Annotated in this window: 24 protein-coding genes; 15 read left to right on the forward strand and 9 right to left on the reverse strand. The window is 67.9% G+C overall.

Annotation, left to right across the window (positions count from 1 at the left end; all coding sequences use genetic code 11):
• The first annotated feature begins 62 nt into the window (after positions 1 to 62).
• The 5 genes from poxB to DTA15_RS07180 all read left to right on the forward strand — a co-directional run bounded on the left by poxB (position 63) and on the right by DTA15_RS07180 (position 6,613).
• Positions 63 to 1,784: a ubiquinone-dependent pyruvate dehydrogenase gene (gene poxB, locus DTA15_RS07160; protein WP_034178655.1), complete on the forward strand. Its 1,722-nt coding sequence runs from the start codon at positions 63 to 65 to the stop codon at positions 1,782 to 1,784.
• A 467-nt stretch (positions 1,785 to 2,251) separates the two neighbouring features.
• Positions 2,252 to 2,842 (forward strand): class I SAM-dependent methyltransferase, encoded by a 591-nt coding sequence (locus DTA15_RS07165; protein ID WP_006485473.1) that lies wholly within the window; start codon positions 2,252 to 2,254, stop codon positions 2,840 to 2,842.
• Between the two features lie 153 nt (positions 2,843 to 2,995).
• Complete coding sequence (locus DTA15_RS07170) at positions 2,996 to 4,429, forward strand: alkaline phosphatase (protein ID WP_006485472.1); 1,434 nt, start codon at positions 2,996 to 2,998, stop codon at positions 4,427 to 4,429.
• Positions 4,430 to 4,461: 32 nt separating this feature from the next.
• Positions 4,462 to 5,853 (forward strand): alkaline phosphatase, encoded by a 1,392-nt coding sequence (locus DTA15_RS07175; protein WP_006485488.1) that lies wholly within the window; start codon positions 4,462 to 4,464, stop codon positions 5,851 to 5,853.
• A 16-nt stretch (positions 5,854 to 5,869) separates the two neighbouring features.
• The gene (locus tag DTA15_RS07180) at positions 5,870 to 6,613 is read left to right on the forward strand and encodes a hypothetical protein (protein ID WP_006485482.1); all 744 of its coding nucleotides are present in this window, start codon (positions 5,870 to 5,872) and stop codon (positions 6,611 to 6,613) included.
• A gap of 105 nt (positions 6,614 to 6,718) precedes the next feature.
• Here the strand turns inward: DTA15_RS07180 and DTA15_RS07185 are convergent, their stop codons facing one another.
• Positions 6,719 to 7,858 carry an acyltransferase family protein gene (locus tag DTA15_RS07185; RefSeq protein WP_006485503.1) on the reverse strand — a complete coding sequence of 380 codons (1,140 nt, stop codon included), beginning with the start codon at positions 7,856 to 7,858 and terminating at the stop codon, positions 6,719 to 6,721.
• A complete protein-coding gene (gene blaOXA / locus DTA15_RS07190; protein ID WP_006485469.1) occupies positions 7,855 to 8,661 on the reverse strand; it encodes an OXA-1043 family class D beta-lactamase in 807 nt (268 codons plus the stop codon). The genes DTA15_RS07185 and blaOXA overlap by 4 nt, the downstream gene beginning before the upstream one ends.
• Before the next feature lie 325 nt (positions 8,662 to 8,986).
• On the opposite strand from blaOXA, the gene DTA15_RS07195 reads away from it, so the two are divergent.
• Positions 8,987 to 9,337 carry a hypothetical protein gene (locus DTA15_RS07195; protein WP_006485500.1) on the forward strand — a complete coding sequence of 117 codons (351 nt, stop codon included), beginning with the start codon at positions 8,987 to 8,989 and terminating at the stop codon, positions 9,335 to 9,337.
• 128 nt (positions 9,338 to 9,465) lie between these two features.
• On the forward strand, positions 9,466 to 10,032 hold the full coding sequence (locus DTA15_RS07200) for a hypothetical protein (protein ID WP_006492966.1): 567 nt from the start codon (positions 9,466 to 9,468) through the stop codon (positions 10,030 to 10,032).
• A 27-nt stretch (positions 10,033 to 10,059) separates the two neighbouring features.
• Here DTA15_RS07200 and DTA15_RS07205 read toward each other — a convergent pair whose 3' ends face one another.
• Positions 10,060 to 10,935 carry a LysR family transcriptional regulator gene (locus DTA15_RS07205; protein ID WP_006485479.1) on the reverse strand — a complete coding sequence of 292 codons (876 nt, stop codon included), beginning with the start codon at positions 10,933 to 10,935 and terminating at the stop codon, positions 10,060 to 10,062.
• A gap of 161 nt (positions 10,936 to 11,096) precedes the next feature.
• On the opposite strand from DTA15_RS07205, the gene DTA15_RS07210 reads away from it, so the two are divergent.
• Together DTA15_RS07210 and DTA15_RS07215 are read left to right on the forward strand one after the other, a co-directional pair.
• Positions 11,097 to 12,416 carry a DUF3422 family protein gene (locus tag DTA15_RS07210; RefSeq protein ID WP_006485474.1) on the forward strand — a complete coding sequence of 440 codons (1,320 nt, stop codon included), beginning with the start codon at positions 11,097 to 11,099 and terminating at the stop codon, positions 12,414 to 12,416.
• Between the two features lie 34 nt (positions 12,417 to 12,450).
• Positions 12,451 to 12,651 (forward strand): hypothetical protein, encoded by a 201-nt coding sequence (locus DTA15_RS07215; RefSeq protein ID WP_006485491.1) that lies wholly within the window; start codon positions 12,451 to 12,453, stop codon positions 12,649 to 12,651.
• 106 nt (positions 12,652 to 12,757) lie between these two features.
• Here DTA15_RS07215 and cynR read toward each other — a convergent pair whose 3' ends face one another.
• On the reverse strand, positions 12,758 to 13,687 hold the full coding sequence (gene cynR / locus DTA15_RS07220; RefSeq protein ID WP_006492969.1) for a transcriptional regulator CynR: 930 nt from the start codon (positions 13,685 to 13,687) through the stop codon (positions 12,758 to 12,760).
• 113 nt (positions 13,688 to 13,800) lie between these two features.
• Here cynR and DTA15_RS07225 point away from each other — a divergent pair, with 113 nt between their 5' ends.
• The 4 genes from DTA15_RS07225 (at position 13,801) to DTA15_RS07240 (ending at position 16,124) form a co-directional block, all read left to right on the forward strand.
• A complete protein-coding gene (locus tag DTA15_RS07225) occupies positions 13,801 to 14,460 on the forward strand; it encodes a carbonic anhydrase (RefSeq protein WP_006485475.1) in 660 nt (219 codons plus the stop codon).
• A gap of 30 nt (positions 14,461 to 14,490) precedes the next feature.
• Positions 14,491 to 14,961 carry a cyanase gene (cynS, locus tag DTA15_RS07230; protein ID WP_006485483.1) on the forward strand — a complete coding sequence of 157 codons (471 nt, stop codon included), beginning with the start codon at positions 14,491 to 14,493 and terminating at the stop codon, positions 14,959 to 14,961.
• A gap of 97 nt (positions 14,962 to 15,058) precedes the next feature.
• Entirely contained in the window at positions 15,059 to 15,526 is a 468-nt protein-coding gene (locus tag DTA15_RS07235; RefSeq protein WP_006485478.1) for a nucleoside deaminase, read from the forward strand.
• Positions 15,527 to 15,689: 163 nt separating this feature from the next.
• Positions 15,690 to 16,124: a GNAT family N-acetyltransferase gene (locus DTA15_RS07240; RefSeq protein ID WP_006485489.1), complete on the forward strand. Its 435-nt coding sequence runs from the start codon at positions 15,690 to 15,692 to the stop codon at positions 16,122 to 16,124.
• A gap of 61 nt (positions 16,125 to 16,185) precedes the next feature.
• Here DTA15_RS07240 and DTA15_RS07245 read toward each other — a convergent pair whose 3' ends face one another.
• Positions 16,186 to 17,082 (reverse strand): LysR family transcriptional regulator, encoded by an 897-nt coding sequence (locus DTA15_RS07245; RefSeq protein ID WP_006485476.1) that lies wholly within the window; start codon positions 17,080 to 17,082, stop codon positions 16,186 to 16,188.
• Positions 17,083 to 17,220: 138 nt separating this feature from the next.
• On the opposite strand from DTA15_RS07245, the gene tam reads away from it, so the two are divergent.
• Positions 17,221 to 18,006, forward strand: a complete 786-nt coding sequence (gene tam / locus DTA15_RS07250) for a trans-aconitate 2-methyltransferase (protein WP_006495838.1) — start codon at positions 17,221 to 17,223, stop codon at positions 18,004 to 18,006.
• 30 nt (positions 18,007 to 18,036) lie between these two features.
• Here tam and DTA15_RS07255 read toward each other — a convergent pair whose 3' ends face one another.
• A complete protein-coding gene (locus tag DTA15_RS07255) occupies positions 18,037 to 18,627 on the reverse strand; it encodes a GNAT family N-acetyltransferase (protein WP_012493090.1) in 591 nt (196 codons plus the stop codon).
• A 745-nt stretch (positions 18,628 to 19,372) separates the two neighbouring features.
• Between DTA15_RS07255 and DTA15_RS07265 the strand changes: the two genes are divergently transcribed.
• Positions 19,373 to 20,536, forward strand: coding sequence for a porin (locus tag DTA15_RS07265; protein ID WP_006485467.1), 1,164 nt, complete (start codon positions 19,373 to 19,375; stop codon positions 20,534 to 20,536).
• Between the two features lie 69 nt (positions 20,537 to 20,605).
• Here the strand turns inward: DTA15_RS07265 and DTA15_RS07270 are convergent, their stop codons facing one another.
• The 3 genes from DTA15_RS07270 to DTA15_RS07280 form a co-directional block, all read right to left on the reverse strand.
• Complete coding sequence (locus tag DTA15_RS07270) at positions 20,606 to 23,053, reverse strand: phosphocholine-specific phospholipase C (RefSeq protein ID WP_006492968.1); 2,448 nt, start codon at positions 23,051 to 23,053, stop codon at positions 20,606 to 20,608.
• A 41-nt stretch (positions 23,054 to 23,094) separates the two neighbouring features.
• Positions 23,095 to 23,232 (reverse strand): hypothetical protein, encoded by a 138-nt coding sequence (locus tag DTA15_RS38965; protein WP_006482227.1) that lies wholly within the window; start codon positions 23,230 to 23,232, stop codon positions 23,095 to 23,097.
• A 168-nt stretch (positions 23,233 to 23,400) separates the two neighbouring features.
• Positions 23,401 to 24,078 (reverse strand): HAD family hydrolase, encoded by a 678-nt coding sequence (locus tag DTA15_RS07280; RefSeq protein WP_006482220.1) that lies wholly within the window; start codon positions 24,076 to 24,078, stop codon positions 23,401 to 23,403.
• Between the last annotated feature and the right edge of the window lie 10 nt (positions 24,079 to 24,088).

The following is a 24,088-nucleotide window of genomic DNA, read 5'->3' on the forward strand; positions in this document are numbered from 1 at the left end:
ACTATCATGCGCCGATGCAGGGCAGTGGCTGCATGTCGCGACAACCCAACTGTGAGGGCATCATGGCAAGACAGACGATGGCGGAATACCTGGCGAAGACGCTCGCGGCAGCGGGCGTCGAGCGCATCTGGGGCGTGACGGGCGACAGCCTGAACGGCCTGTCGTTCAGCCTGAGCCAGCTCGGCTCGATCCGCTGGATGCACACGCGGCACGAGGAAAGCGCGGCGTTCGCGGCCGGGGCCGACGCCGCGTCGACCGGGCGGCTCGCGGTGTGCGCGGGCAGTTGCGGCCCAGGCAACCTGCACCTGATCAACGGGCTGTACGACTGCCACCGCAATCACCAGCCGGTGCTCGCGATCGCCGCGCACATCCCGTCCACCGAGATCGGTCTCGGCTATTTCCAGGAAACCCATCCGCAGGAGCTGTTCCGCGAATGCAGCCACTTCGCCGAACTCGTGACGAACGCGTCGCAGTTCCCGCGCGTGCTGGCGCGCGCGATGCGCACCGCGATCGACGAGCGCGGCGTGGCGGTGATCGTGCTGCCGGGCGACATCGCGCTCGGCGACGGCCCCGACGAAGCGCCCGCGTGGAGCGACGCGGCGCCGCCGGCGATCCTGCCGGCCGATGCCGACCTCGACCGGCTCGCGGCGCTGCTCAACGGGTCGGACGCGGTCACGCTGCTGTGCGGCAGCGGCACGCAGGGCGCGCACGACGAGGTGGTCGCGCTGGCCGACACGCTCGGCGCGCCGGTCGTGCATGCGCTGCGCGGCAAGCAGTTCGTCGAATGGGACAACCCGTTCGACGTCGGGATGACGGGGCTGATCGGTTTCAGTTCCGGCTATCACGCGATGGAGTCGTGCGACACGTTGCTGATGCTCGGCACGGATTTCCCGTACCGGCCGTTCTATCCGGCTCACGCGAAGATCGCGCAGATCGACTGGAAGGGCTCGCAGCTCGGTCATCGCGCGCCGCTCGCGCTCGGGCTGGTGGGCACCGTGAAGGAAACGATCGCGGCGCTGCTGCCGCGGCTCACGCGCAAGACGCAGCGGCGCTTCCTCGAGAATGCGCTGAAGCACTACGCGGCCGCGCGCAAGGGGCTCGACGATCTCGCGGTGGCCGAGCCGCCGGGCCGCGCGATCCATCCGCAGTACCTGACGAAGATCATCGACGAAGTCGCGGCCGACGATGCGATCTTCACGGCCGACGTCGGCACGCCGACGCTTTGGGCGGCGCGCTACCTGACGATGAACGGCAAGCGGCAACTGCACGGCTCGTTCAACCACGGGTCGATGGCGAATGCGATGCCGCAGGCGCTCGGTGCGCAAGGTGCGCATCCGGGGCGGCAGGTCGTGTCGCTGTCGGGCGACGGCGGGCTGTCGATGCTGCTCGGCGATCTGCTGAGCGCGCGCCAGCTCAAGCTGCCGATCAAGATCGTCGTGTACAACAACAGCCTGCTCGGCTTCGTGTCGATGGAGCTGAAGGCGGCCGGCTATCTCGACACGAACGTCGACCTGAGCCCGACCGACTTCGCGGCGATCGCGAAGGGCGCCGGCATCTTCAGCGTGCGCGTCGAGCATTCGGAGAACGTCGAACACGCATTGCGCACCGCGTTCGAGCATGACGGGCCGGCGGTGGTCGACGTCGTCACGTCGAAGTACGAGCTCGCGATGCCGCCGAAGATCGAGCTCGCGCATGCGAAGGGCTTCAGCCTATTCATGCTGCGCGCGATTCTCAGCGGGCGCGGCGACGAGATCGTCGAACTGGCGAGAACCAACTTGCGGTGACGGTATATCGCGCGTCGTGCGGCGAGCGTGACGCGCGGTTCGCAGGCGGGGCTGTACCGCCCACTTGCGCACGGTTTCGATGAACGGCGGGAACAACGATATGGCGGCCGAAATGCTGACCCCATTTCGGCCGCCGTACCCATGAGGACCGCACTCGCGCCGCGATCGACACGGCGCTGCGGCAGGCCCGGTTGGTCGATGCGCGTTATCCCGCGCACTCGCGGCAGCGCATCGATGAGGGATCGGCAATCGACGGCCGATCCGGCACGAATTGGTCAGGAGAATCAGGGTCAATCTTCACGTCGTCTTAAGTTTGCGTTTCCTAGAATCGATTGATCGTCGCGTGTCCCGCGGCGGACCGATTCGCCCAGGAGGATGCGCATGAACCTTGCCCGTGTCGCCGTAGCCCTGTCCCGCGCAGTCATCGGCCTGTCGCCGCCGCGCGCGCATGCGCCGGAGGCGTGCCTATGACGTGGCCCAATGCGTGGCGTGTCTCGGCACTGTTCGTGCGCGAGTGGGTCGGCCGGCCGGCCGCGGTCGGCGCGTTGTGCCCGAGTTCGCGGCATCTGGCGCGCGAGATGGCCGACGCGGTGCCGGATGGCGACGGGCTGGTCGTCGAACTCGGCGGCGGCACCGGCGCGATCACCGCGGCGCTGCTGGAACGCGGCGTCGCGCCCCGGCGCCTCGTCGTCGTCGAACGCTCGCCGGCGTTCGTGCAGCATCTGCGACGGCGCTTTCCCGGTATCTCGATCGTGTCGGGCGACGCACGGCAGCTCGAGCGGTTGCTGCCGCCGGGCGCGACGGTCGACGCGATCGTGTCGTGCCTGCCGCTGCGCACGCTGCGCCGTGAAGCCGTGGCGGCGATCGTCGGTCAATGCCATCGCGTGCTGTCGGCCGACGGCGTGATGATTCAATTCACCTACGACCTGCGCCCGCCAGGCCGTCATCCGCTCGGCGACTCGGCATTCGTTGCCAGCGGCAGCCGGATCGTCTGGGCCAATCTTCCACCTGCACGAATCGTCACCGTGCGCTGCGCCGCCGCCGCATACGCCGGCTGAGCCCGGTCGCGCGGGGCGCCCGGACGCGGCGCCTCGTTCCATCCTTTCATCAGCCATACCGATCCTTCCAGTTTCCATTCATCTTGCCGTCACATCGGCTTCCTACCATCGCCTTTCATTTCGAAAGCATCAACGGCGGGGGAGATCGGCAACATGAATCGAATCAAAATGGCGGCGCTGCTGTGTGCCGGCGCCTTTGCGCTGGCCGGATGCGGCAGCGACGACGGCCCGACCAGCTCGACACCCGCCCCGGTGAAGACGGCGGCGCGCAACGTGATCTTTTTCCTCGGCGACGGGATGGGGATGACGACGCTGACGGCGGCACGCATCTACGGCGTCGGTGAAGACGGCGCGCTGACGATCGATACGTTGCCGGAATCCGCGTTCGTGAAGACCTATTCGAACGATGCGCAGGTGACGGACAGCGCGCCGTCGATGTCGGCGTACATGACCGGGGTCAAGACCAACAACGAAGTGATCTCGATGTCGCCCGACACGAAGGCGATCGAGCCGAGCGCGGGCCTCACCGGCAACTGCGGCGCGAACAACGGCAAGTCGGTGTCGACGCTGCTCGAAATCGCGAAGGCGAACGGGATGGCGACCGGCGTCGTGACGACCACGCGCGTCACGCACGCGACGCCCGCCGCGACGTATGCGCACGTGTGCCACCGCGATGCCGAGAACGACATCGCCGCGCAGCTCGTGCCGGGCGGCGCGGGCTACAACGGCGCGCTGGGCGACGGCGTCGACGTCGTGCTCGGCGGCGGCGCGCAATTCTTCGTGCCGAAGGACGGCGGCGGCAAGCGCACCGATGGCCGCAACCTGGTCAACGAACTGAAGGCGAAAGGCTACGCGTTCGCGCAGAACCGCGACGACCTGCTGGCCGCCGATGCGACGAAGCGCGGCAAGCTGGTCGGCCTGTTCGCGTCGAGCCACATGAGCTACGACCTCGATCGCGGCGCGACCAGGGAGCCTAGCCTCGCCGACATGGCCACGCGTGCGCTCGACGTGCTGCAGGCCAACCCGAACGGCTATTTCCTGATGGTCGAGGGCGGCCGGATCGATCACGCGCTGCACGACACCAATGCGAAGCGCGCGCTGCAGGACACGATCGCGTTCGACAACGCGATCAAGGCGACGCTCGACAAGGTCCGCAAGACCGATCCCGACCTGACGAACACGCTGATCGTCGTCACGGCCGATCACGATCACACGCTGGTGCTGAACGGCTATGCGGCGCGCACCGGCAAGACGGAAGCGGGCAAGCCCGGCGTGCTGGGCGTGCTGCGCAGCTACCAGACGGGCGCGATCGCGAAGGACGCGGACGGCGCGCCGTACACGATCATCGGCTTCGGCAACGGCGAGAACCGCGTGCAGGGCAGCCGCGCGGGCACCGCGCTGACCGATGCGGTGACGGGCGCCGACGACTATCGCCAGGAGGCGGTCGTGCGAATGGACAAGGGCAACGAGACGCACGGCGGCACCGATGTGTTCCTCGGTGCGATCGGTCGCGGCGCGGATGCGTTCCACGGCGTGATCGAGAACAACAGGGTCTTCGAGCTGGTGCGCAACGCGGTGCAGCTTTGAGCGCCGACAACACGGGTACAGGGGAATACAGGATGTCGACCATCAAGTGCATCGCGGCGGCGCTGGCCGTCGCGGGTTTCGCGTGCGGCGCGGCGCAGGCCGCCGGCCAGGCGAAGAACGTGATCTTCTTTCTCGGCGACGGCATGGGGCCGACGACCGTGACCGCGAGCCGGATCTACAAGGTCGGCGAGTCGGGGCAACTGACGATGGAGAAGCTGGCCCGCACCGCGCGCGTCAAGACCTTCTCGAACGACGCGCAGACGACCGACAGCGCGCCGTCGATGGCCGCGTACATGACCGGCGTGAAGATGAACAACGAAGTGCTGTCGATGTCGTCCGACACGCGCGCGGTCGCGCCGGGCAGCGACGTCAACGGCAACAAGACCGTCAACCATTGCGCACCGGGCAACGGCCAGCCGGTCGCGACGCTGCTGGAACTGGCGAAGGCGCGCGGCAAGGCGGTCGGCGCGATCACGACCACCGAGCTCACGCATGCGACGCCGGCCGCGACCTATTCGCACATCTGCCATCGCGATGCGCAGTACGACATCGCCGCGCAGGCCGCGCCCGGCGGCGCGGGCTACAACGCGGCGCTCGGCGACGGCGTCGACGTGCTGATGGGCGGCGGCCGCAACCACTGGACGCCGTTCGATCCGGTGTCGAACAAGCGCGGCCGTGCCGACGGGCGCAACCTGCTCGACGAGATGAAGGCGAAGGGCTACACGGTCGTCGCGACCCGGGATCAGCTCGCGCAGGCCGGCAACGGCAAGCTGGTCGGTCTCTTCAGCTCGACGAGCCATCTCGAGTACGAACTCGATCGGGTCGCGGGCAAGGGCGAAGGGCCGACGCAGCCGAGCCTGGCCGACATGACGTCGAAGGCGATCGACGTGCTGTCCAAGAATTCGAACGGCTATTTCCTGATGGTCGAAGGCGGCCGGATCGATCACGCGCTGCACGGCACCAACGCGAAGCGCGCGCTCGAAGACACGGCGGCGTTCGACGAAGCGATCCGCGTCGCGCTGTCGAAGGTCGACCTGGCGAATACGCTGATCGTCGTGACGGCCGACCACGACCACACGATGACGATCAACGGCTATTCGAAGCGCGGCAACCCGATTCTCGACATCAGCCGCAACTATCGCGACGGTCAGCCGAGCAAGGATGCCGACGGCAATACCTACACGACGCTGGTGTTCGGCAACGGCGCCAACCGGCCGAACGTGCGTGCGTCGGTCGATTCGGCCACCGCGATGAACGAAGCGTACCTGCAGGAAGTCGGCGTGCGGATGGGCAGCGCGGGATCGGAGACGCACGGCGGCGGCGACGTGATGCTGTTCGCCGACGGCGCGGACGCGAAGGCGTTCAAGGGCACGATCGACAACACGAAGGTGTTCGGTCTCGTGCGCTCGGCGTTCGGCTTCTGAGCCGGGTGACGTCACGATGAAACGTCAGCTTCTCTGCGTGCTCGCTTGCGGGTGGGTGGCACTGCCCGCGGTGGCCGCCGCCGATCTCGACGCCGTGCTGCAGCACGAAAGCCGCACGGTCACGGCCGACGGCGTGACGCGCACGACGCTGTATCGTGAACGGATGGTGCGGCGCGACGGCCACGTGTGGGTCGAGCGCGTGCTGCCCGCGGCAGCGGCCGGTGGCGAGCATGGCGACGATCACGGTCATGACCACGATCACGATGCGGGCCGCCGCGCCGGGGTAAAACCGGCCGCGGCTCACGCCGGCCACAAGCATTTCAACTTCCAGGCCGCCGCGCGGCACGTCACGTACGACGGCAAGTCGGCTCGCATCGAGTACGTGGACGTGGCGAACCGGACGGTCGTCAGCGTGCCGCCGGCCGAGTACGAAACCACAGGCTTCGACGGCTCGTGGGACAACGCGTACTACGTGACGCCGCCGTCGCAGTTGAAGCGGCTCGCGGTCGCCAAGCGCGGCGACGCGCCCGGCACCGTCTGGTACGAGCAGGCCGTGGACACGCCCGGCGCGCGCGGCGCGAACCGGATTCTGTGGAGCGAGCGGTTGCAGGCGCCGCTGTCGGTCGAATACCGCAGCGCGGACGGCCGCGTGACGCGCAAGCTGACGTTGACGCCGGCACCGGCCGCGCGGCGGGACACGTTGCCGTGGCAGACGCTCGCCGGCTATTCGCGCAAGGAATACGCGGACTATCTCGATTGAGCGACGCGGCGCAAGCGGCGCTTGCGGTCGGGCCGGCCGGTATCGTGCAGGCGATACCGCGTGGCCCTGGCCGCTTCCGCCTTGTTCGCCGCGACGTGCGGGAAGCTAGACGCGCGCGCTGTCCGTCACTCGCGCCGCGGGCCGCGACGCGGCACGCTTGATGAAGCGGTCGAGCGGCGTCGCATAGCCGCGCGCGATGACCGCACTCACGCCGGCCGACAGCGCCAGATACGCGACGAGCAGCACCAGCTTGCCGTCGCCATGCGTGGCAGACGGCGGCCAGAACGTGCGCAGCGCGCCGAGCACGATCAGGTGGAACAGATACAGCTCGTAGCTGAGCCGGCCGCTCCAGCGCAGCGGCGCGAGCAGGCGACCGCGAGCGGGGGCGCGTTCCGCATGGGCGCCGATCAGCAGCACGGCCGTGCCGAGCGCCATCGCGGACACGCCGAGTACATGGCTTTCGGCGATCGGCCACGCGAGATAGAGCGCGGTCATCAGTGTCGCGACAAGCCACTGCACGGGCGCGGCTGCAAGCTTGCGCCATTGCGCGCGTTCGGCGAGCAGTGCGGTGCAGCAGCCGATCGCGATGCCGTCGAAGCACGCGAAGTACGCATAGAGGAACCCGCCTTCGTCACCCGGATGCGTGTAGCGGTACACGGGACCGATCGCGGCGATCAGCAGCCAGAACGCGAGCAACCGCGTGTCGCGACGCAGTGCGATGCACAGCAGAGGAAACGACAGGTAGAACACCTCTTCGACCGACAGCGACCACAGCACGCCGAGCGCGTAGTTGACCCATCCGTACGCGCCGATCAGCACGTTCATCCAGAACGTGAGCGACGCCAGATTCACGAGACAGTACGACACGGCGACGCCCTGCGGCGCGTGGTTCGCGAAGATCGGCACGCCGGCCGCCGCGAGGCCGTTGACGAGCGCGAGCAGCAGAAGCAGGCACGGGACGATCCGCGCGATGCGCGACACGTAGAACGCGCGCACGTCGAGCGCGCCGAGGCTGCCCCAGCGGCGGCGCGCGTTCGACGTGATCAGGTAGCCCGAGATCGCGAAGAACATGGTCACGCCGTAGTTGCCGTTGCGCACGATCGCATGGATCGTGTCCCAGCCGGGCACGCGCGCGAGCGCGGTGTCGCGCAGCGAATACGCGATGTTGAAGTGATGCAGCAGCACGAGCAGGATCGAGATGCCGCGCAGCAGGTCGATGCGGGCGTTGCGGGGCGCGGCGCTCATTGCGGCCGGGCCGGTTCGGCGAGCGTCGGCAGCGCCGCGAGGAACGTGTCGCGCGCGCGCAGGCCGGCATTCGGCGTCTGCCGCGCGTCGTCCTGGATCAGGTTCGCGAACACCAGCGTGCGCGCACCCTGCGTCGCCCAGCCGACGAACCAGCCGTATGCGTGTGCGGCGTCGTACTGGATACCGGGCGAGCCGGTGCCGGTCTTGCCGTGTACCGTCCAGCCGCCCGGTTGCGCGTCGATCAGCGTGATGCGCGCGATCATGTCGTACGCGTGCGCGCTGACGGGCAGCGTCCGTTGCGCGATCCTGCGCATGAACGCGACCTGTTCGAGCGGCGAGATGCGTAGCGACGCATTGACCCACGCGCCCATCACGCCGGGCCGTTCGCCCTCGTTGCTGGTGACGTCGGCGTTGCCGTAGCCGAACGCGCTCGTGTACTGCTGGAAGCGCGCTTGCCCCAGCGCCTGCGTGACCTGCTGCGAATACCAGAAGATCGACAGCTTCATCCAGCGTGCCGGGTCGGTCGGCTCGCGCCACGGCGCACCGCCCCAGTCGGGGTAGCCGGCATGGAAATCGAGCGTGGGCGTGTGCGCGTCCTTCAGCACGCCGGCGTCGAAGCCCATCAGGCCGATTGCGACCTTGAACGTCGATGCCGGCGTCACGCGGGTCGTGCAATCGCCCTGCTGCACGAGCACCTTGCCGGTGGCGGCGTCGGCGACGACCGTGCAGACGGGATGGGCGCCGGAAGACGCGGCGGCCAGGAGGCCGGCGAAGGCGAGCAGCGCAGGGCGCCAGGGCTTCAAGTGTAACTCCTTGGAAAGGTGCGGACGGTGCGCGGGCGGGCGGAAGCGGCAGGCCGTGCGCGATCGAAGCCGGCGGCAGGCATCGGTGACATCGATCGAGGTCGTCGGGACGGCTCACAGTGTATCGGCGGATCGCCGGCTGTCGACCTGTCATGGTTGACGGGCACGCGCGACGGCCGAGCGGCCGTATCACGTCGTCAAGACGGGCCAGCGCCCGGCCGGCATGCCGTTTTTTGCACGGGCACACCGTTTTTTTGCACGGCGTTTATATGGTCCCTTCTAAGCTGGGGACGTGTTGACAGCCGGGACGGCTTCCGTCCGCGCCATGACCTTCATTCATCCCTTTCCCGCGTTCGATGTCGCCGGCCGCCGGTTGCGCGCCGGCCCATCCGGCGACGTCGTACCGTTCCCGCCGCCGCGCCCGCGCCTGCAACTGCCGGTCACGCTGACGGCCGGCTCCGCCGCGGCCGCGCACGCCCGGCTTGCCGCATTGCTGCATTCCCCGCTCGGCGTGTACGTCGTCAGCGCCCGCGCGGTGCGCAACGTGATCCACGTGCATTTCGACATCGCCGCGGAAGATCTGGATTTCACGCTGCACGCGCTGATCGCGCAGCAAGTCGATGCGGTAATCGGGCCGATCGCGCGCCGGTTGCGGCTCCCGGCCGACGCTGGCTGAGCCGGGAACGGCGATTGCTTGGCTAATCCGCCGCCGATTCGCCGGCCGCGGTGCTGTTCGCCGGCTGGCGATGGTGGACGTTTGTGCGCTGCGTCGAACGCGGCGCGACCCCTGAACAGGGAGGGCCCATGTACCTTACGGAAGAAGTGCGTGTTGCGCGCCCGGCTGCCCGTCGCGCGCATACCGCGGCGTTGCCGTCGGGCAGGCAGCTTGCCCGGCAGTTGACGGTGACGGTTCGCGCGGCGGACGTGCTGCTGCGCCAGGCGATTCGCGTGCCCGATCGCCATCAGTGGTCGGTCGACGCCGAACGCGTCGACGCGGCCGGCGGGCCGCTCGCCGCGTGGGATTCCCACGTGACGTTCCGCATCGTCAAGGCATTCGCACCGGCGTTCGATGCGGACGCGTGTGCGGCCGACCCCGATCAAGCGGCGGTCGAGATCCGATTGTTTCTTCCCGAACAGGCTTACGTCGCCGAGCGGCGTATCGGCATCTTCGGCCGCCGGCACGGCCAGCGGTTCAGCGCGACGCTGTCGGTCACGGCCGGCTCGCAGTGGGGCGGCCGGCGCAGCGAGCACGTTCCGCCTGCCGGGCGGCACGTGCACGGCGACACGCTGGAAGCGCTCGTCGATACGGTGGCCGGCATCGTCAACGCGGCGTTGCGCGCGGCCGGGCACGGCGCGACCGGCCATCGCTGACCTTGCTGCGAGCCGGCGCCGGCGGGCTCACGCGTCGCCGGTCTGCCCGGTCTGCCGCTGCAGGTCTTCCATCAATTGTTCCGCGAGGAAGTCGCACGGCGGCCGTTTCGACTTGGTGCTGCGCGCGAGGATCAGCTCGAGCGGCGGCAGGTCGGGCAGCCCGTGCGAGCGGCCGAGCATCGACAGTTGCGCGGGAATCGCGCAGCGCGCGAGCGGCGCGACCGCGAGGCCGGCCTCGACCATGCTGAGCAGCCCGAGCAGGCTCGGGCTTTCATACGACGTGCGATAGGGGACTTTCGCGCGTTCGAGGCTGCGGATCGCGTTCTCGCGCGCGACGCTGCCCGGCATGAACACCGCGATCGGCAGCGGCCGTTCCTCCCAGACGCGCGGCCCGTTCGTCATCGCGGCCCACGCCATCGGCTCGTGGCGAATGAAATCGCCCGACAGCCCCTTGATGCGCGTGCCGCACACGAGATCGACGGTGCCTTCCTTGATCAGCGGCGCGAGCGCGCTGCTCGGCAGCCCCATCACCTGGATCTCGACCTTCGGGTAGGTCGCGGAGAATTTCTTCAGCACCGACGGCAGCAGCGACGACGCATAGTCGTCCGGCACGCCGATCACGACCTTGCCGGTCACTTCCGGCCGCACCACGGCCGCCCATGCCTCGTCGCGCAGCGCCAGCATTCGTCTGGCGAATCCCAGCAGCACCTCGCCCTCGCGCGTCAGCACGATGCTGCGCGGCTTGCGCACGAACAGCGGCCGGCCGATCGCGTCCTCCAGGCTCTTGATCTGCATGCTCACGGCCGACTGCGAGCGGTTCACGGCCTCGGCCGCGCGGGTCATGTTGCCGGTTTCCGCGACGGCGACGACGGTGGCCAGCACGTCGTGATCGAGCATCTTCATGGGTATCAGGAAAACTGAACGTAACGATCAGCATTATGCGTTTTTATTGTTGCTGTGTGTCTGCCATAGTGCGATCACGCTGGTGTTTCGCCCCAGGGCGGCGCGGCGTTCAGGCCGGTTGATCCGGCGTGCAGCACCGAACAAGGAAGCGTGGTGTATCGATGATCGACCATCCGTTGCGCGCCGCACTGGCCGCGGAATTGCATGCCCGGCCGTTCCTGCGGCTCGCCGAAGCCGTGTCGCTCACGCATTACGCGATCTATGCGGACGGCCAGCCCGACATCCACGAAACGCTGCTGCACGCGCTGTGCCGCGACACGGGGATCGACGCGCCGCACGAAGGCGCGACGCACCATGCGGTGCAGTCGCCGTGCGGCTGGTACCTGAAGTGGGAGCGCCACACCGAATTCTCGACCTTCACGTTCGTCGCGCCGCGTCGCGACACCGGTTATTTCGACGATCGCGCGATCGCCGGCATTCCGGTCGCGTGGTTCGCGCGGCTGGCCGGCATCCGCTTCGTCGCGGTACGGATGGAACTGCTGTCGGGCGACGCCGCGCGGCGCGTGTGCGGCGACCTGCGGCGCTGGATCGACGGGCCCGCGCTCGTCGGCAGCCACGTGCTCGGCGGCGGCAAGGTGTTCTGCGACTGGCATGTGCGCGACGACGGCTTCATGCGCTTTCTCGTCGTCGACGAGGATTTCCGCGAGGAGCAGGGCGGCCGGCTGTTGCAGCGTCTGTACGAAATCGAGACGTACCGGATGATGGCGCTGCTTGCGCTGCCCGTCGCGCGCGGGATGAGCCGCGAGCTCGACGAAATCCATGCGGCGCTGCATGCACTGATGCAGCGGATGGACGCGAGCGGCGCCGACGGCGACGACGCGGCGTTGCTCGTCAAGCTCACGCATCTCGCGGTGCGGGTCGAATCGTTGTCGGGATCGGGGGCGCGCTTCAGCGCGTCGCGCGCGTACGAAAAGCTCGTGCTCGCGCGTATTCAGGAGTTGCGCGAGGAGCGTATCGAAGGCATGCCGACGCTCGCCGAATTCATGGAGCGGCGTTTCGCGCCGGCGATGGAAACCTGCCGCAGCGTGTGGGCGCGCCACGAACAGATCGCCGCGCGGATCGCGCGGGCGGTCGACCTGCTGCGCACCCGCGTGAATCTCGCGCAGGAAAAGGACGTTACGCGGCTCCTGGCCGGCATGGAGCGCACCGCGCGCAACCAGCTTCATTTGCAGCACGCGGTCGAAGGGCTGTCGGTGGCCGCCATTTCGTACTACGTGCTGTCGCTCGCGACCGCGGCGTTCAAGGCGCTGCACGTGATGAACCTGCCGGTCGATCCCGAACTGGCGGAAGGGCTGTTGATCGCGCCGGTCGTGTTCGCGGTGATCCACATCACGCGGCGCACGCGCGCCCAGCTGGCGCGGTCCGAGGCGGCGCACGACGGCACGCCTGTGCAGGCGGTCGCGTTGAAGCAGGCCAGCTAGACCATCAACGACATATCAAAGCAAAGGAATGGAGATGACTTTCATGCAAACGCAATCCGACTGCCTCAGCGGCATCGATGCCTTCGATCAACCGGTTCGGGACGAAGCCGGCGCGCCGGAAGCGGGGCGCGTCACTTCGTATCAGGCCTTGCTGCAGGAGCCGACGACGTCGCTCGTCGGCGGCGCGATCGACCGGCCGGAGGTCGCGGCGGTGGCGATCCTCGGGTACAACTGACGCGCGTTCCCTGCGCGTCGGATCAACGTCACGCGGGCGTTTCGGTCGAGTGAAACGACGGACGTCCGCGCGGGACGGCGTTGCCTGCCGTCGCGCATGACGGCATTCAGCCGGACGCCTTGTTGCGCGTCGCACGCGCGCTGCCTTCCCGCCTCGATCTTTCCGCCCCGTGCGCGAGCGCCAGCTCGACGAACGCACGCGCGGCCGCACTCCGATACGCGCCCCGGCGCTGCAACAGCACGGCCGTGCGCCGCAGCACCGCCGGATCGAGCGCGACGGCGACGAGATCGTCGTGCTCGACGGCGATCGTCGCCGGCAACAGCGTCGCAAGCGTCGTGCGGCGCACGATCTCGATCACCGCACCGAGCGAATTCGCTTCCATCAGCACGCGCGGCTGCACGTCGTGCGCGCGGAAATAACGGTCGATCTGCGTGCGCGTCGCGAATTCCGCGGTGAGCAGCACGAGCGGTGCGTCGTGCAGCGCGCGCAACCCGGCCTTGCGTTTGCCGCCGAGCGCGTGCCCGCGGTTCACGACGAGTGCGAGCGTTTCGACCAGCAGCGTTTGCGCGTCGATATCCGCCGTCTGCACGTCCTCGAAGGCGATGCCGACATCGAGCTCGTCGTCGACGAGCAGCGCCTCGATCCGCTCCTGCGACATCTCGCGCACCGACAGCGAGACGTCCGGATAGCGGTCGTGAAACGCCTCGACGAGCGGCCCGACGAGATAGCTCGTGAAGGTCGGCGTGACCGCGAGGCGCAGCGAGCCGCGGCTCAGATCCTGCACGTCGTGAATCGCACGCCGGCCTTCCGCGAGATCGTGCAGCGCCTGCCGCGCATAGCGGAAATACACGTCGCCGGCATCGGTCAGCCGCGTGACGCGTCCGGTGCGGTCGAACAGTTGCGCGCCGAGCGTGTCCTCGAGCTGGCGGATCTGCTGCGACAGCGCGGGCTGCGACACGTGCAGCGCGGCGGCCGCGCGCGTGAAGCTGCGATGTTCGGCGACGGCCAGGAAGTAGTGGATGTGACGCAGCAGCATGGCGGTTCCCATAAGTCGTGCTTATCCGGTGGATCATAAATCAGTCTTTTACGTTATCGGAAGTCGGGCGTAACCTGCCCTTCATCGATTCCATCCGCACCGGAGAACACGCGATGAAGGACATCATCGAAGGCTTCCTGAAGTTCCAGCGCGACGCCTACCCGGCGCGCGCCGCGCTGTTTCGCGATCTCGCGCGCAGCCAGAACCCGCGGGCGCTGTTCATCTCGTGCTCGGACAGCCGGCTCGTGCCCGAACTCGTCACGCAGCGCGAGCCGGGCGACCTGTTCGTGATCCGCAACGCGGGCAACATCGTGCCGTCGTACGGCCCGGAGCCGGGCGGCGTGTCGGCGTCGGTCGAATATGCGGTCGCCGCGCTGCGCGTGACGGACGTCGTGATCTGCGGGCATTCCGATTGCGGCGCGATGACCGCGATCGCGACCTGCCAGTGCATGGATCACATGCCGGCCGTCGGCCACTGGCTGCGCTATGCCGATTCGGCGCGGGTCGTGAACGAGGCGCGCACGCACCGCAGCGAGCGCGAGCGGATCGACTCGATGGTGCGCGAGAACGTCGTCGCGCAACTGGCCAACCTGAAGACGCACCCCGCCGTGCGGCTCGCGCTCGAAGAAGGGCGTCTCGCGCTGCACGGCTGGGTCTACGACATCGAATCGGGCTGCATCGACGCCTACGACGGCGCGACCGGCCGGTTCGTGTCCCTCGCGGACCATCCCGGCGTCCGCGCCACCCCCGCGACGCTGCCCGTCGCGGCCTGAATCGCTCCCACTCCACTACGAGGCATTACCATGATCCAGTCCCAGCACAGTCAGACGGCGCGCCACGCGCTGGCGGAAACCGTCGTCCTCGCGAAAGCGCGCAAGAACCTGTCGTTCGCGCAGCTCACCGACGGCACGGGCCTGAGCGAAGCGTTCGTCACGGCCGCGCTGCTCGGCCAGCATGCGTTGCCGGCCGACGCGGCGCGCATCGTCGCCGACAAGCTCGGCCTCGACGACGACGCGGTGCTGCTGCTGCAGACGATCCCGCTGCGCGGCAGCATCGACGATCGCGTGCCGACCGACCCGACCATCTACCGTTTCTACGAAATGTTGCAGGTGTACGGCACGACGCTGAAGGCGCTCGTTCACGAGAAGTTCGGCGACGGCATCATCAGCGCGATCAATTTCCGGCTCGACGTGAAGAAGGTCGACGATCCCGAAGGCGGCTCGCGTGCGGTGATCACGCTCGACGGCAAGTACCTGCCGACCAAGCCGTTCTGACGCCGGTGCGGCGCCGCCACGCGGTGCCGCGCGGTGCCACCCGACGTGCGCCGGCCGGCGCACGTTCCCGCCATGCCGTTTCAACGAGGACGCAACCATGGATTTTGTGAAACGCACGATCGATCTCGCGATGAAGAACGTGGAAGAGGGCGGCCGCCCGTTCGCGACGGTGATCGTCCGCGACGGCGAGATCGTCGCGGAGAGCCCGAACCTCGTCGCGCAGACCAGCGACCCGACCGCGCACGCGGAGATCCTCGCGGTGCGCGACGCGTGCCGCACGCTCGGCACCGAGCACCTGACCGACTGCGAGATCTACATCCTCGCGAGCCCGTGTCCGATGTGCCTCGGATCGCTGTACTACTGCAGCCCGAAACGCGTGATCTACATCACGACGCGCGAGGATTACGCGCCGTTCTATCGGGATGACCGCAAGTATTTCGAGCTCGATACGTTCTATGCCGAATATGCGAAACCGATCGAGGAACGCCGGCTGCCGATGGTGCAGCGAAAGCATGACGGCGCGATCGACGTGTACCGGCGCTGGAAGGAACTGAACGCGAAGTGACTTGCTTCATCGCGGACGCGATACCGGCGTGGCGGGCGTGATCGTCGCGGTCCGACGGCGGCGTTCGCGATGGCGTGAACGCGTGACGACGCGCTATAGTCGTGCGACGTCCGCCGCGGCTGCCGTACACCCGGCGCTCCATTCACGCACGTGTTCGCCTCCGATGACACCGCATCCCGACGTTATCCTTCAACTGACCGACACCGGGCAACCGGCCGCCCGAGACTTCATCAGCCGCAAGCTCGGCGAATTCAACCATGCGATGACGGGGCGCGCCGATGCGGCCGCGCTCGACGTCTACGTGACCGATTCCGCGACCGGCGAGGTATTGGGCGGTCTCACCGGCCGGACGTCGCTCGGCCTGTTCTTCATCGACCTGTTCTATCTGCCCGAATCGCTGCGCGGCGGCGGCTTCGGCAGCCGGCTGTTGCGCGAGGCCGAAGCGGAGGCGAAGCGGCGCGGTTGCGCGCGTGCGGTGCTGTACACGATCTCGTTCCAGGCGCCCGACTTCTACCGGAAGCACGGTTACGAGACGTTCGGCGAAGTGCCGTGCGAGCCGGCAGGCGCGGCGCGCGTGTTTATGGTCAAGGTGCTTTGAGCGGCAACCGGTCGTTGCCTGGCATCCCGTGACACGCGGGTCGTACCGCACCGCTCGCGGATCACCGCCCGGGCGCTGCCCGCTCGACGATCATGTCGTACAGCGCCCGCGCCGCGGGCGACAGTTGCGCGCTCCGGCGGGTGACGAGCACGAGCGTGCGCGACACCGACGGTTCGACGAGCTCGATCGTACGGATCATCGGATACGCGTTCTTCTGGATCGCGAGCTTCGGCACGACGGCCGCGCCGAGCCCTTCCGCGACGAGCCCGAGCGCCGTCGAGCTGCGCTGCACCTCGTAGAACGAATGCAGCGACACGCCGCTCGTCTTCAGCGCGCCTTCGAGCAGCCCGCGATTGCCGCTCACTTCGCCGGCGAAGATCAGTGGATGCGGCTGCAGCGCCGCCCAGCGGATGCGCCGCCGCTTCGCGAGCGGGTGATCGTCGCGGCACACGAGCACATAAGGATCATGTGTGAGCGGCACGCTGACGAGTTCCGGGTGCTGGTCGCCGGCGATGCTGATGCCGAATTCCGCTTCGCGCCGCAGCACGGCCTGCAGCACCGACGCCGACGCATGATCGAGAATCTTCACGCGATCGTGCGGCCGATGCCCGGAGAACGCGCGCAGGATGCGCGGCAGATACTGCACGCCGACCGTCGGCACGCACGCGATCGTGACGTCGCCGCGCTGGCTCAGGCCGGTCTCGCGGATTTCGGTCAGCGCGTCGGACAGCTCGTTCAGCAGCCGGCGGGCCTGCGGCAGGAAACGCCGGCCGATCTCGGTCAGCGTGGTGCGGCGCGTCGTGCGCTCGACGAGCGCGACGCCGAGATACGATTCGAGCTTGCGCAGCCGCTGCGTGATCGCCGTTTGCGTGACGTGCAGCGTGTCGGCTGCCTGCCTGAAGCTGCCGCCGTCGGCGATCGCGACGAAAGCCTGGACACCGAGCGTGTCGATCTTCATCAGAATCTTGAATCAATCACGATATTAAATTCATTTTACTGAAGGTCGGCGGCAGTCGCAGAATGCGCTGAATCGATGGCCCGTTGCATCGCCATGCGCGATGCAACGCGGCCGCTCATGCCGACCAGGAGATCCATCGTGACGACCCCGCTCGATCAATACGCGACCCAGTACGTGCAGTTCGAGGACGAACGGACGCGGCCGGTGCGCGACCTGCTGGCCGCCGTGCCGAAGACGCCGATCCATACCGCGATCGATATCGGCTGCGGGCCGGGCAATTCGACGGAAGCGCTGATCGCGCGCGCACCGGACGCGACGATCCACGGGATCGACGCGTCGGCGGACATGATCGCGGCTGCGCGCAAGCGCCTGCCGGCACTGCGTTTCGACCTTGCCGATGTCGCCGCCTGGGACGATCCGGGCGGCTATGACCTGATCCTGTCGAATGCGGTGCTGCAATGGGTGCCGGCGCACGACACGCTGTTCCCGATGCTCGTCGGCCGCCTCGCGCCGGGCGGCCATCTCGCGGTCCAGATGCCCGACAACCTCGATGAACCGGCGCACCGGCTGATGCGCGAAGTCGCCGCGGACGGGCCGTGGGCCGACAAGCTGAAAGGGGCGGCGCGCACCGAGCGGTTCGACGCACGCTACTATCATGCGCTGCTCGCGCCGCTGTGTTCGCGCGTGGACGTATGGCGCACGACCTATTACCACCCGCTGCGCGGCGGCGCGGATGCGGTCGTCGAATGGTTCAAGGGCAGCGCGCTGCGGCCGTTCCTCGCGGCGCTCGACGCGCCCGAACAGCGCGCGTTCGTCGCACGCTATCGCGATGCGCTGGCCGGGCCGGACGGCTATCCGGCGCAGGACGACGGCACGGTGCTGTTGCCGTTTCCGCGCCTGTTCATCGTGGCGACGCGGAAGTAGCGCGGTATCGACGCGACGGCCGGCCGTGCCTCAGCGCACCGCCGGCACCGATGCCGGGTCGACCGTGCGGCTTCGCGCGGTCTGCCCGTCGCGCAGGTCCTTGTACCAGAACAACGCGACTTCCCCGGCGTTCTCGCCATCGGCGTACAGGAAGCGGTCGTGGCCGCCGAGCGCGAAGCCCGCGCGTGCATAGGTCGAGCAGGCCGCGACGTTGTTCGCCTGCGTTTCGAGCCGCATGAAGCCGAACCCGTGGCTGCGCGCCCACGCTTCGGCGGCTGCCAGCAGGAACTGCCCGATCCCCTGGCGCCGGTACTGGCGGTCGACGGCCAGCTCCGCGATCTCGGCCATGCCGTTCCAGCTTTCCTCGATCGCGACGAAGCCGGCGAGCCGTTCGCCGGCCGTCGCGCGAAACAGCGCCGTGCGGCCCGACGCGCCGCTCGCCCAGCCGGCCGGATCGAAGCCGTAGTCCTTGCGTCGCACCGGCAGCGCGCGAAGATCGAGCAAGTCCTGATACGGCGCGTTCAATTCCCACGCGATGTCGAACGAGAAATCGCATCCGTCCAGTTCGTCGGCGGCAAGCGCGAGCGCCGGTTCGATGCTGATGTGTTCGGCTCGGTCCATATGTCGGTGTCCTGTCTTCGCGGGATGGCGTGGTGTGGTCCGTGATGCGATCGTCGTCACCATGACGGGCGGCGAATCGCATTCTCGTCGTTGCGTGGTTTTTTGCACCTGCACAATTCGTCGCGCGTGGAGCCGGCACAGACCGGCTGCGTGCGCGACGGTCGAATGCATGCGGCCGACGGATCGGGCGACACCGCATACGTTTGCGGCATTCGCGCGCGGGCCGCGGCGCTCGTTCGACCGCCTGATTATGCGGGAATTCGGCGCCGGCCAGCTGCGTCGCGATGCGATGACGCCTGACGTGCATCGCGGCTTCGCGCCGGGCTCGTCGCCGCTTGCCTGTGGATGAATGACGACAGGAACCCGAATAATTGTTTACCGTTCGGTGACAACTCGTTATATTCCGAAAAATATATCGAAGGTCGTGATGCCGTCCGGCGTCACGCCGTCCATCTGCTCCACGACAGCCGGAAGCGCGTCTGACCTGCATCGCCGGAGCAATGCGCCGGCACGCATGCGCCACCGATGCGCACACGTGCCGACGCCGCAACACGAGCGGCCGCCCTGCGGCATGCCGCTTCCGCAAGCCCACACCGGCATCGAAATGGAACATCGTGCACGCGCATGAGGCACGCGCGCGTCTGCCGGTGCGGGCTTGCGTTCGTCCGTCGTACGGTTTCTCGTCAACACGCCGCGCGTCCTGCCGCGACGCAGGCGCGCGCGTCCACAACAAAAAGGAAGCAACATGAAGAAGACCATCGTGGCCGCGGCCACACTCGGGATGTTCGGCACGGCCGCGCACGCGCAAAGCAGCGTCACGCTCTACGGGTTGATCGATGCGGGCGTCACGTATTCGAACAAGGTCGCGACGACGGGCGGGCACGGCAAGCTCGTCAAGTACGGCGACGGCGTCGCGTCGGGCAGCCGCTGGGGCATCCGCGGGACCGAGGATCTCGGCGGCGGGCTGAAGGCGCTGTTCGTGCTGGAAAACGGCTTCAGCAGCGGCGACGGCTCGATCGGCCAGGGCGGGGCGCTGTTCGGCCGGCAGGCGTTCGTCGGGCTGTCGAAGAACGGCATCGGTTCGCTGACGTTCGGCCGTCAATACTCGTTCTCGACCGACTACATCGGCGCGAACTACACGATGGGCAGCCAGACGCCGGCCGGCAACTACGCGTATCACATCAACGATCTCGACCAGCTGACGTCGAGCCGCATCAACAACGCGGTGAAGTTCCAGAGCGCGAACTTCGCGGGCCTCACGTTCGGCGCGATGTACGGGTTCTCGAACTCGACGCAGTTCGCGGGCACGCCCACCACGACCGGCACGAACGGCGCGCAGGGTGCGTCGAGCGCGTACAGCTTCGGTGCGAACTACGCGCAAGGGCCGTTCGGCATCGGCGCCGCGTACACGAACATCCGCTTCCCGAACGGCGCGACGCCGGCGTTCGGCGTGAGCATCGCGAACATCAACACGTTCGGGTTGCGCGACCTCGAGACGGTCGGCGTCGGCGCGCGTTATGCGATCGCGGCGGGCCTCGTGTGGGCGAACTGGACGCATACGAAGTTCACGCCGCTGTCGGGCGAATCGTCGAAGCTGAACAACTACGAAATCGGCGGCCGCTATGCGTTCTCGCCGGCGTTGAGCGGCGGTCTCGGCTATACGTTCTCGAAGCTCGACGGCCGCTACGACGGCAAGTGGCACCAGGTCAACGCCGCGGTCGACTACGCGCTGTCGAAGCGTACCGACGTGTACGTGAGCGCGGCGTACCAGAAGGCGTCGGGCAGCAACACGATCAACGGCCGGGTCGTGCCGGTACAGGCTGAAATCGGCTCGTCGCCGTCGTTCGTCGGCAGCGCGGGCGCGAACACGCAGTTCGTCACGCGGATCGGCCTGCGTCACAAGTTCTGATCGACGCGTAGCCCGGGCGACCCGCCCGGCGGCGCGCATCGTGTTTGCGCGCCGCCGGGACGGGCGACGTCAGATACTGATCGCGACGGGGCCGGCGAGCGGCGTGTAGCCGTCGTCGAACAGGAACCACGCATCGTATTGGCCCGATGCGAGCGCGCTGTTCGCAGTCGACGAGAACAGCAGCGAGCCGGTGCTCTTGGGCAGGTACGCCCACGACTTGTAGCCGCCCTTGGTCGGCTGCGCGCCGCGCGGATAGATGCCGACCCAGTTCTTCGGGCTGTGGCGCCACGGCGGCACGACGTAGTCGAATCGCAGCGTGCCGTACGACGCGCCCTGCGACGACAGTGCCGCGACGAACTTGCCGTTCGTATTGCCGATCGCCGAATCCGTCAGCAACGTGCCCGATTGCGCCTGGACGCAGCCGGCGATGCGGCGCAGGAAGCCAGGGTCGTTCGCATCGCGGATGCTCGCGTCGTACCAGCCGGCGTCGCCGTACCACGTGACGGTCCGCGTCGCGCCGGCCCGCACGCTGACCGACTGCGCGCTGTTCATTCCGTACGCGTTGTCGACGAGCTGGAACGTCGTCGCGCTGGCGCCGGCGGCATTGTCCAGCGTGATCAGCACGTTGCCGTTCTGCACGTCGTAGCAGAGGCTGACTTCGGCCGTCGAACCCGCGCTCCCCGCTGCGCCGATGTTGCCGCGCAACGTCTGCAGGAAGCCGTTCGGGCCGTAGATCGAGTAGTCGTAGCCGCCGCCCGAATTCAGCGCGAGCGCGTCCGTGACGCACGTGCCCGTGCCGGCGCCGATCGTGTAGTGCCGCGGTATCGTGCTCGTGCCGTCGACCCACGCCTGCAGATGCACGGCGGCCGCGCCGGTATTCGTCATCGTCAACCCGAGCGTCTTGCCCGCGCGGTTGACCTTGCCCTGGACGAAGAACTCGTACGGCAGCCGGCACGCGGGAGTGCGGCCGGCCGTTTGTGCCGGCACCGCGGTGGTGGTGGCAGGGGGAATCAGGACCGTCGAGCCGTTCGGGTCCATGTTGCTGGTCGCGGCCGGGATCGCGGGAATCGTCTGGTCCGGATTCGCGAAATCGAATGCCGAAGTGAGATCGCCGCACACGGCACGCCGCCACGGTGTGATGTTGGTTTCCTGCAGCCCGAAGCGTGCTTCGAGGAAGCGGATCACCGACGTATGGTCGAACACCTGAGAGTTGACCTTGCCGCCTTTCGACCACGGCGAGATCACGAACATCGGCACGCGCGGGCCGAGCCCGATCGGCGTGTCGCCGCTCGCCGAGCCGTCCGATGCGGCGCCGCCGCCCGCGACGAATTCAGCGGCGGTCGAGACCGTCGAGCGGCCGGTGCCGGCGGCGGCGCTCGCCGGAACGGCCGGCGGCACGTGATCGAACAGGCCGTCGTTCTCGTCGTACATCACGAGCAGCACGGTGCTGGCCCACACGGCCGGATTCGACGTCAGCGCATCGAGCACGTTGCTCACGTACCATTCGCCGCCGCTCGCGGCCCACGACGGATGCTCGCAATAGGCGTAAGGCGCGGCGATCCACGACACCTGCGGCAGCGTGCCGTTCGCGACGTCGGCCCGCAGCTGGCTGAAGAGATTCGTGTCGTATTCCTTGCCGCCGCCGGTCGGATCGATCTGCGTGCCGTTGAGCGCCGGCGCGAGCGGATCGTTGGCGCCGAGGTTCTGGTACTGCCGGAAGTTCAGGATGACGTTGTCGCCGTAGTTGCCGTTCCACCAGAGATCGCGCTTCGAGCCGTTGTATTCGCCGTAGCCGTGACCGGCGTCGAGCCCGTTGCCCTTGTCCTGGTAGAACTTCCACGTGACGCCGGCCGTGTTCAGGCGTTCCGGCATCGTGGTCCAGCCGGTGCCGGTCATCGTGTTGTTCGTGTAGGGCGAATAGCCGGCGACGTTGCCGCAGCAGCCGGTCCACAGATACAGGCGGTTCGGGTCCGTCGGGCCGAGCATCGAGCAGTGGTACGCGTCGCACACGGTGAAGGCGCTCGCCAGCGCGTGATAGAACGGGATGTCGTTCTGCGTGAAGTAGTACATCGTGCCGCTGGTTTTGGCGCCGACCCAGTTGTCGTAGCGGCCGTTGTTCCATGCGCTGTGCGTGCCATTCCAGCTGTGATCGAGATCGCCGTAGTACGTGTCGCCGTTCGCGACGCCGGAAACGGGTGGCGACGGGTTGAACGGAAACACGTAGGACAACGGCGCCGGCTGGCGCCACACCGGGTAGCCGCTGGAAATCACGACCGGCCGCGGATCACCGAAGCCGCGTGCGCCGCGCAGCGTGCCGAGATAGTGGTCGAACGACCGGTTTTCCTGCATCAGGATGACGACGTGCTTGACGTCCTGCAGGGTGCCAGTGACGCTCGCCGCCGGAATCGACTGCGCGCGCAGGATGCTTTCGGGCAGCATGCCGGTCACCGCGGTGGCGCCGGCGAGTTTCAGCGCGTCGGCAAGGAACCGACGTCGTGTCGTGGGTGTGTTTTGCATGATCGCTCTCTGTCGAGGGTGACGGATGGGGCGTGCGTCGGTCAGTGGCACGCGGTCGCGCAATGCACGACCGGCGCGGACGCCGAGGCCGGCGCCGATGCCCGCGCGGCGGCGATGTTGCCGGCCGGGCTCGAGTCGCCGTCGCCGCAACCGGCCAGCGTGCACAGGAGCGCGATCATGAAAACGCCGCGCCAGTGCGGAATACGGCTTGCCGCAGGGCGAGGCGGGACGGTTCGTGAATGACCCTGATCGAGTCGGATTCCTGAATGATTGGAATGAATGCTGCGTATTCCGTATTTCATTTCCCCTCCAGACATGAAAATGGACAGCAGAGCATATCGCCCGAATCAGAACAACTTCATGACAGGCCAGCCGCGCGTGCCGGCCACCCCGGAAAGCTTCGCGTCGGGATTGGTCGCGACCGGATGCGTGACGTAGTCGAGCAGCGGCACGTCGTTGATCGAATCGCTGTAGAAGTAGGTCCGTTCGAAATCGGAAGCCGCGTAGCCGAGCGAGGCCAGCCACGCGGCCGTGCGCACGATCTTGCCTTCGCGGAAACTCGGCACGCCGATGCTGCGCCCGGTGAACCGCCCGGCCGGCGTGCCGTCGTCGGTGTCGAGCTCGATGCCGAGCAGATGCTCGATCCCGAACTCGGCCGCGATCGGTCGCGTGACGAAGACGTTGGTGGCCGTCACGATACAGCAGAGGTCGCCGTTCTCGCGATGCCGGTCGACCAGCGCGCGCGCCTGCGGCGTGATGGCCGGCCGGATCACTTCGTCCATGAACTGCGCATGCCAGCGTTCGAGCTGCTCGCGCGGGTAGCGCGTGAGCGGCGCGAGCGTCACGGCGAGATACGCGTCCATGTCGAGCGTGCCGGCCGCATAGTGGCCGTAGTGCTCGTCGATCAGCGCCGTGTGCGCGTCGTCCTCCTGCCCGACCCGCGTGATGAAGCGGCTCCAGGCCTGGTCGCTGTCGAGCGGCAGCAGCGTGTGATCGAGGTCGAACAGCGCGAGATTCTTGTGCATGAGTGGTTCC

Origin of the sequence: Burkholderia cenocepacia, assembly GCF_900446215.1 — a bacterium.
GTDB lineage: Bacteria > Pseudomonadota > Gammaproteobacteria > Burkholderiales > Burkholderiaceae > Burkholderia > Burkholderia cenocepacia.

Bases quoted from the DNA above. Each gene is read 5' to 3' on its own strand.
- poxB (WP_034178655.1), top strand. From the start codon at position 63: ATGGCAAGACAGACGATGGCGGAATACCTGGCGAAGACGCTCGCGGCA.
- DTA15_RS07165 (WP_006485473.1), top strand. From the start codon at position 2,252: ATGACGTGGCCCAATGCGTGGCGTGTCTCGGCACTGTTCGTGCGCGAG.
- DTA15_RS07170 (WP_006485472.1), top strand. From the start codon at position 2,996: ATGAATCGAATCAAAATGGCGGCGCTGCTGTGTGCCGGCGCCTTTGCG.
- DTA15_RS07175 (WP_006485488.1), top strand. From the start codon at position 4,462: ATGTCGACCATCAAGTGCATCGCGGCGGCGCTGGCCGTCGCGGGTTTC.
- DTA15_RS07180 (WP_006485482.1), top strand. From the start codon at position 5,870: ATGAAACGTCAGCTTCTCTGCGTGCTCGCTTGCGGGTGGGTGGCACTG.
- DTA15_RS07185 (WP_006485503.1), bottom strand. From the start codon at position 7,858: ATGAGCGCCGCGCCCCGCAACGCCCGCATCGACCTGCTGCGCGGCATC.
- DTA15_RS07195 (WP_006485500.1), top strand. From the start codon at position 8,987: ATGACCTTCATTCATCCCTTTCCCGCGTTCGATGTCGCCGGCCGCCGG.
- DTA15_RS07200 (WP_006492966.1), top strand. From the start codon at position 9,466: ATGTACCTTACGGAAGAAGTGCGTGTTGCGCGCCCGGCTGCCCGTCGC.
- DTA15_RS07205 (WP_006485479.1), bottom strand. From the start codon at position 10,935: ATGAAGATGCTCGATCACGACGTGCTGGCCACCGTCGTCGCCGTCGCG.
- DTA15_RS07210 (WP_006485474.1), top strand. From the start codon at position 11,097: ATGATCGACCATCCGTTGCGCGCCGCACTGGCCGCGGAATTGCATGCC.
- DTA15_RS07215 (WP_006485491.1), top strand. From the start codon at position 12,451: ATGACTTTCATGCAAACGCAATCCGACTGCCTCAGCGGCATCGATGCC.
- cynR (WP_006492969.1), bottom strand. From the start codon at position 13,687: ATGCTGCTGCGTCACATCCACTACTTCCTGGCCGTCGCCGAACATCGC.
- DTA15_RS07225 (WP_006485475.1), top strand. From the start codon at position 13,801: ATGAAGGACATCATCGAAGGCTTCCTGAAGTTCCAGCGCGACGCCTAC.
- cynS (WP_006485483.1), top strand. From the start codon at position 14,491: ATGATCCAGTCCCAGCACAGTCAGACGGCGCGCCACGCGCTGGCGGAA.
- DTA15_RS07235 (WP_006485478.1), top strand. From the start codon at position 15,059: ATGGATTTTGTGAAACGCACGATCGATCTCGCGATGAAGAACGTGGAA.
- DTA15_RS07240 (WP_006485489.1), top strand. From the start codon at position 15,690: ATGACACCGCATCCCGACGTTATCCTTCAACTGACCGACACCGGGCAA.
- DTA15_RS07245 (WP_006485476.1), bottom strand. From the start codon at position 17,082: ATGAAGATCGACACGCTCGGTGTCCAGGCTTTCGTCGCGATCGCCGAC.
- DTA15_RS07255 (WP_012493090.1), bottom strand. From the start codon at position 18,627: ATGGACCGAGCCGAACACATCAGCATCGAACCGGCGCTCGCGCTTGCC.
- DTA15_RS07265 (WP_006485467.1), top strand. From the start codon at position 19,373: ATGAAGAAGACCATCGTGGCCGCGGCCACACTCGGGATGTTCGGCACG.
- DTA15_RS07270 (WP_006492968.1), bottom strand. From the start codon at position 23,053: ATGCAAAACACACCCACGACACGACGTCGGTTCCTTGCCGACGCGCTG.
- DTA15_RS38965 (WP_006482227.1), bottom strand. From the start codon at position 23,232: ATGATCGCGCTCCTGTGCACGCTGGCCGGTTGCGGCGACGGCGACTCG.
- DTA15_RS07280 (WP_006482220.1), bottom strand. From the start codon at position 24,078: ATGCACAAGAATCTCGCGCTGTTCGACCTCGATCACACGCTGCTGCCG.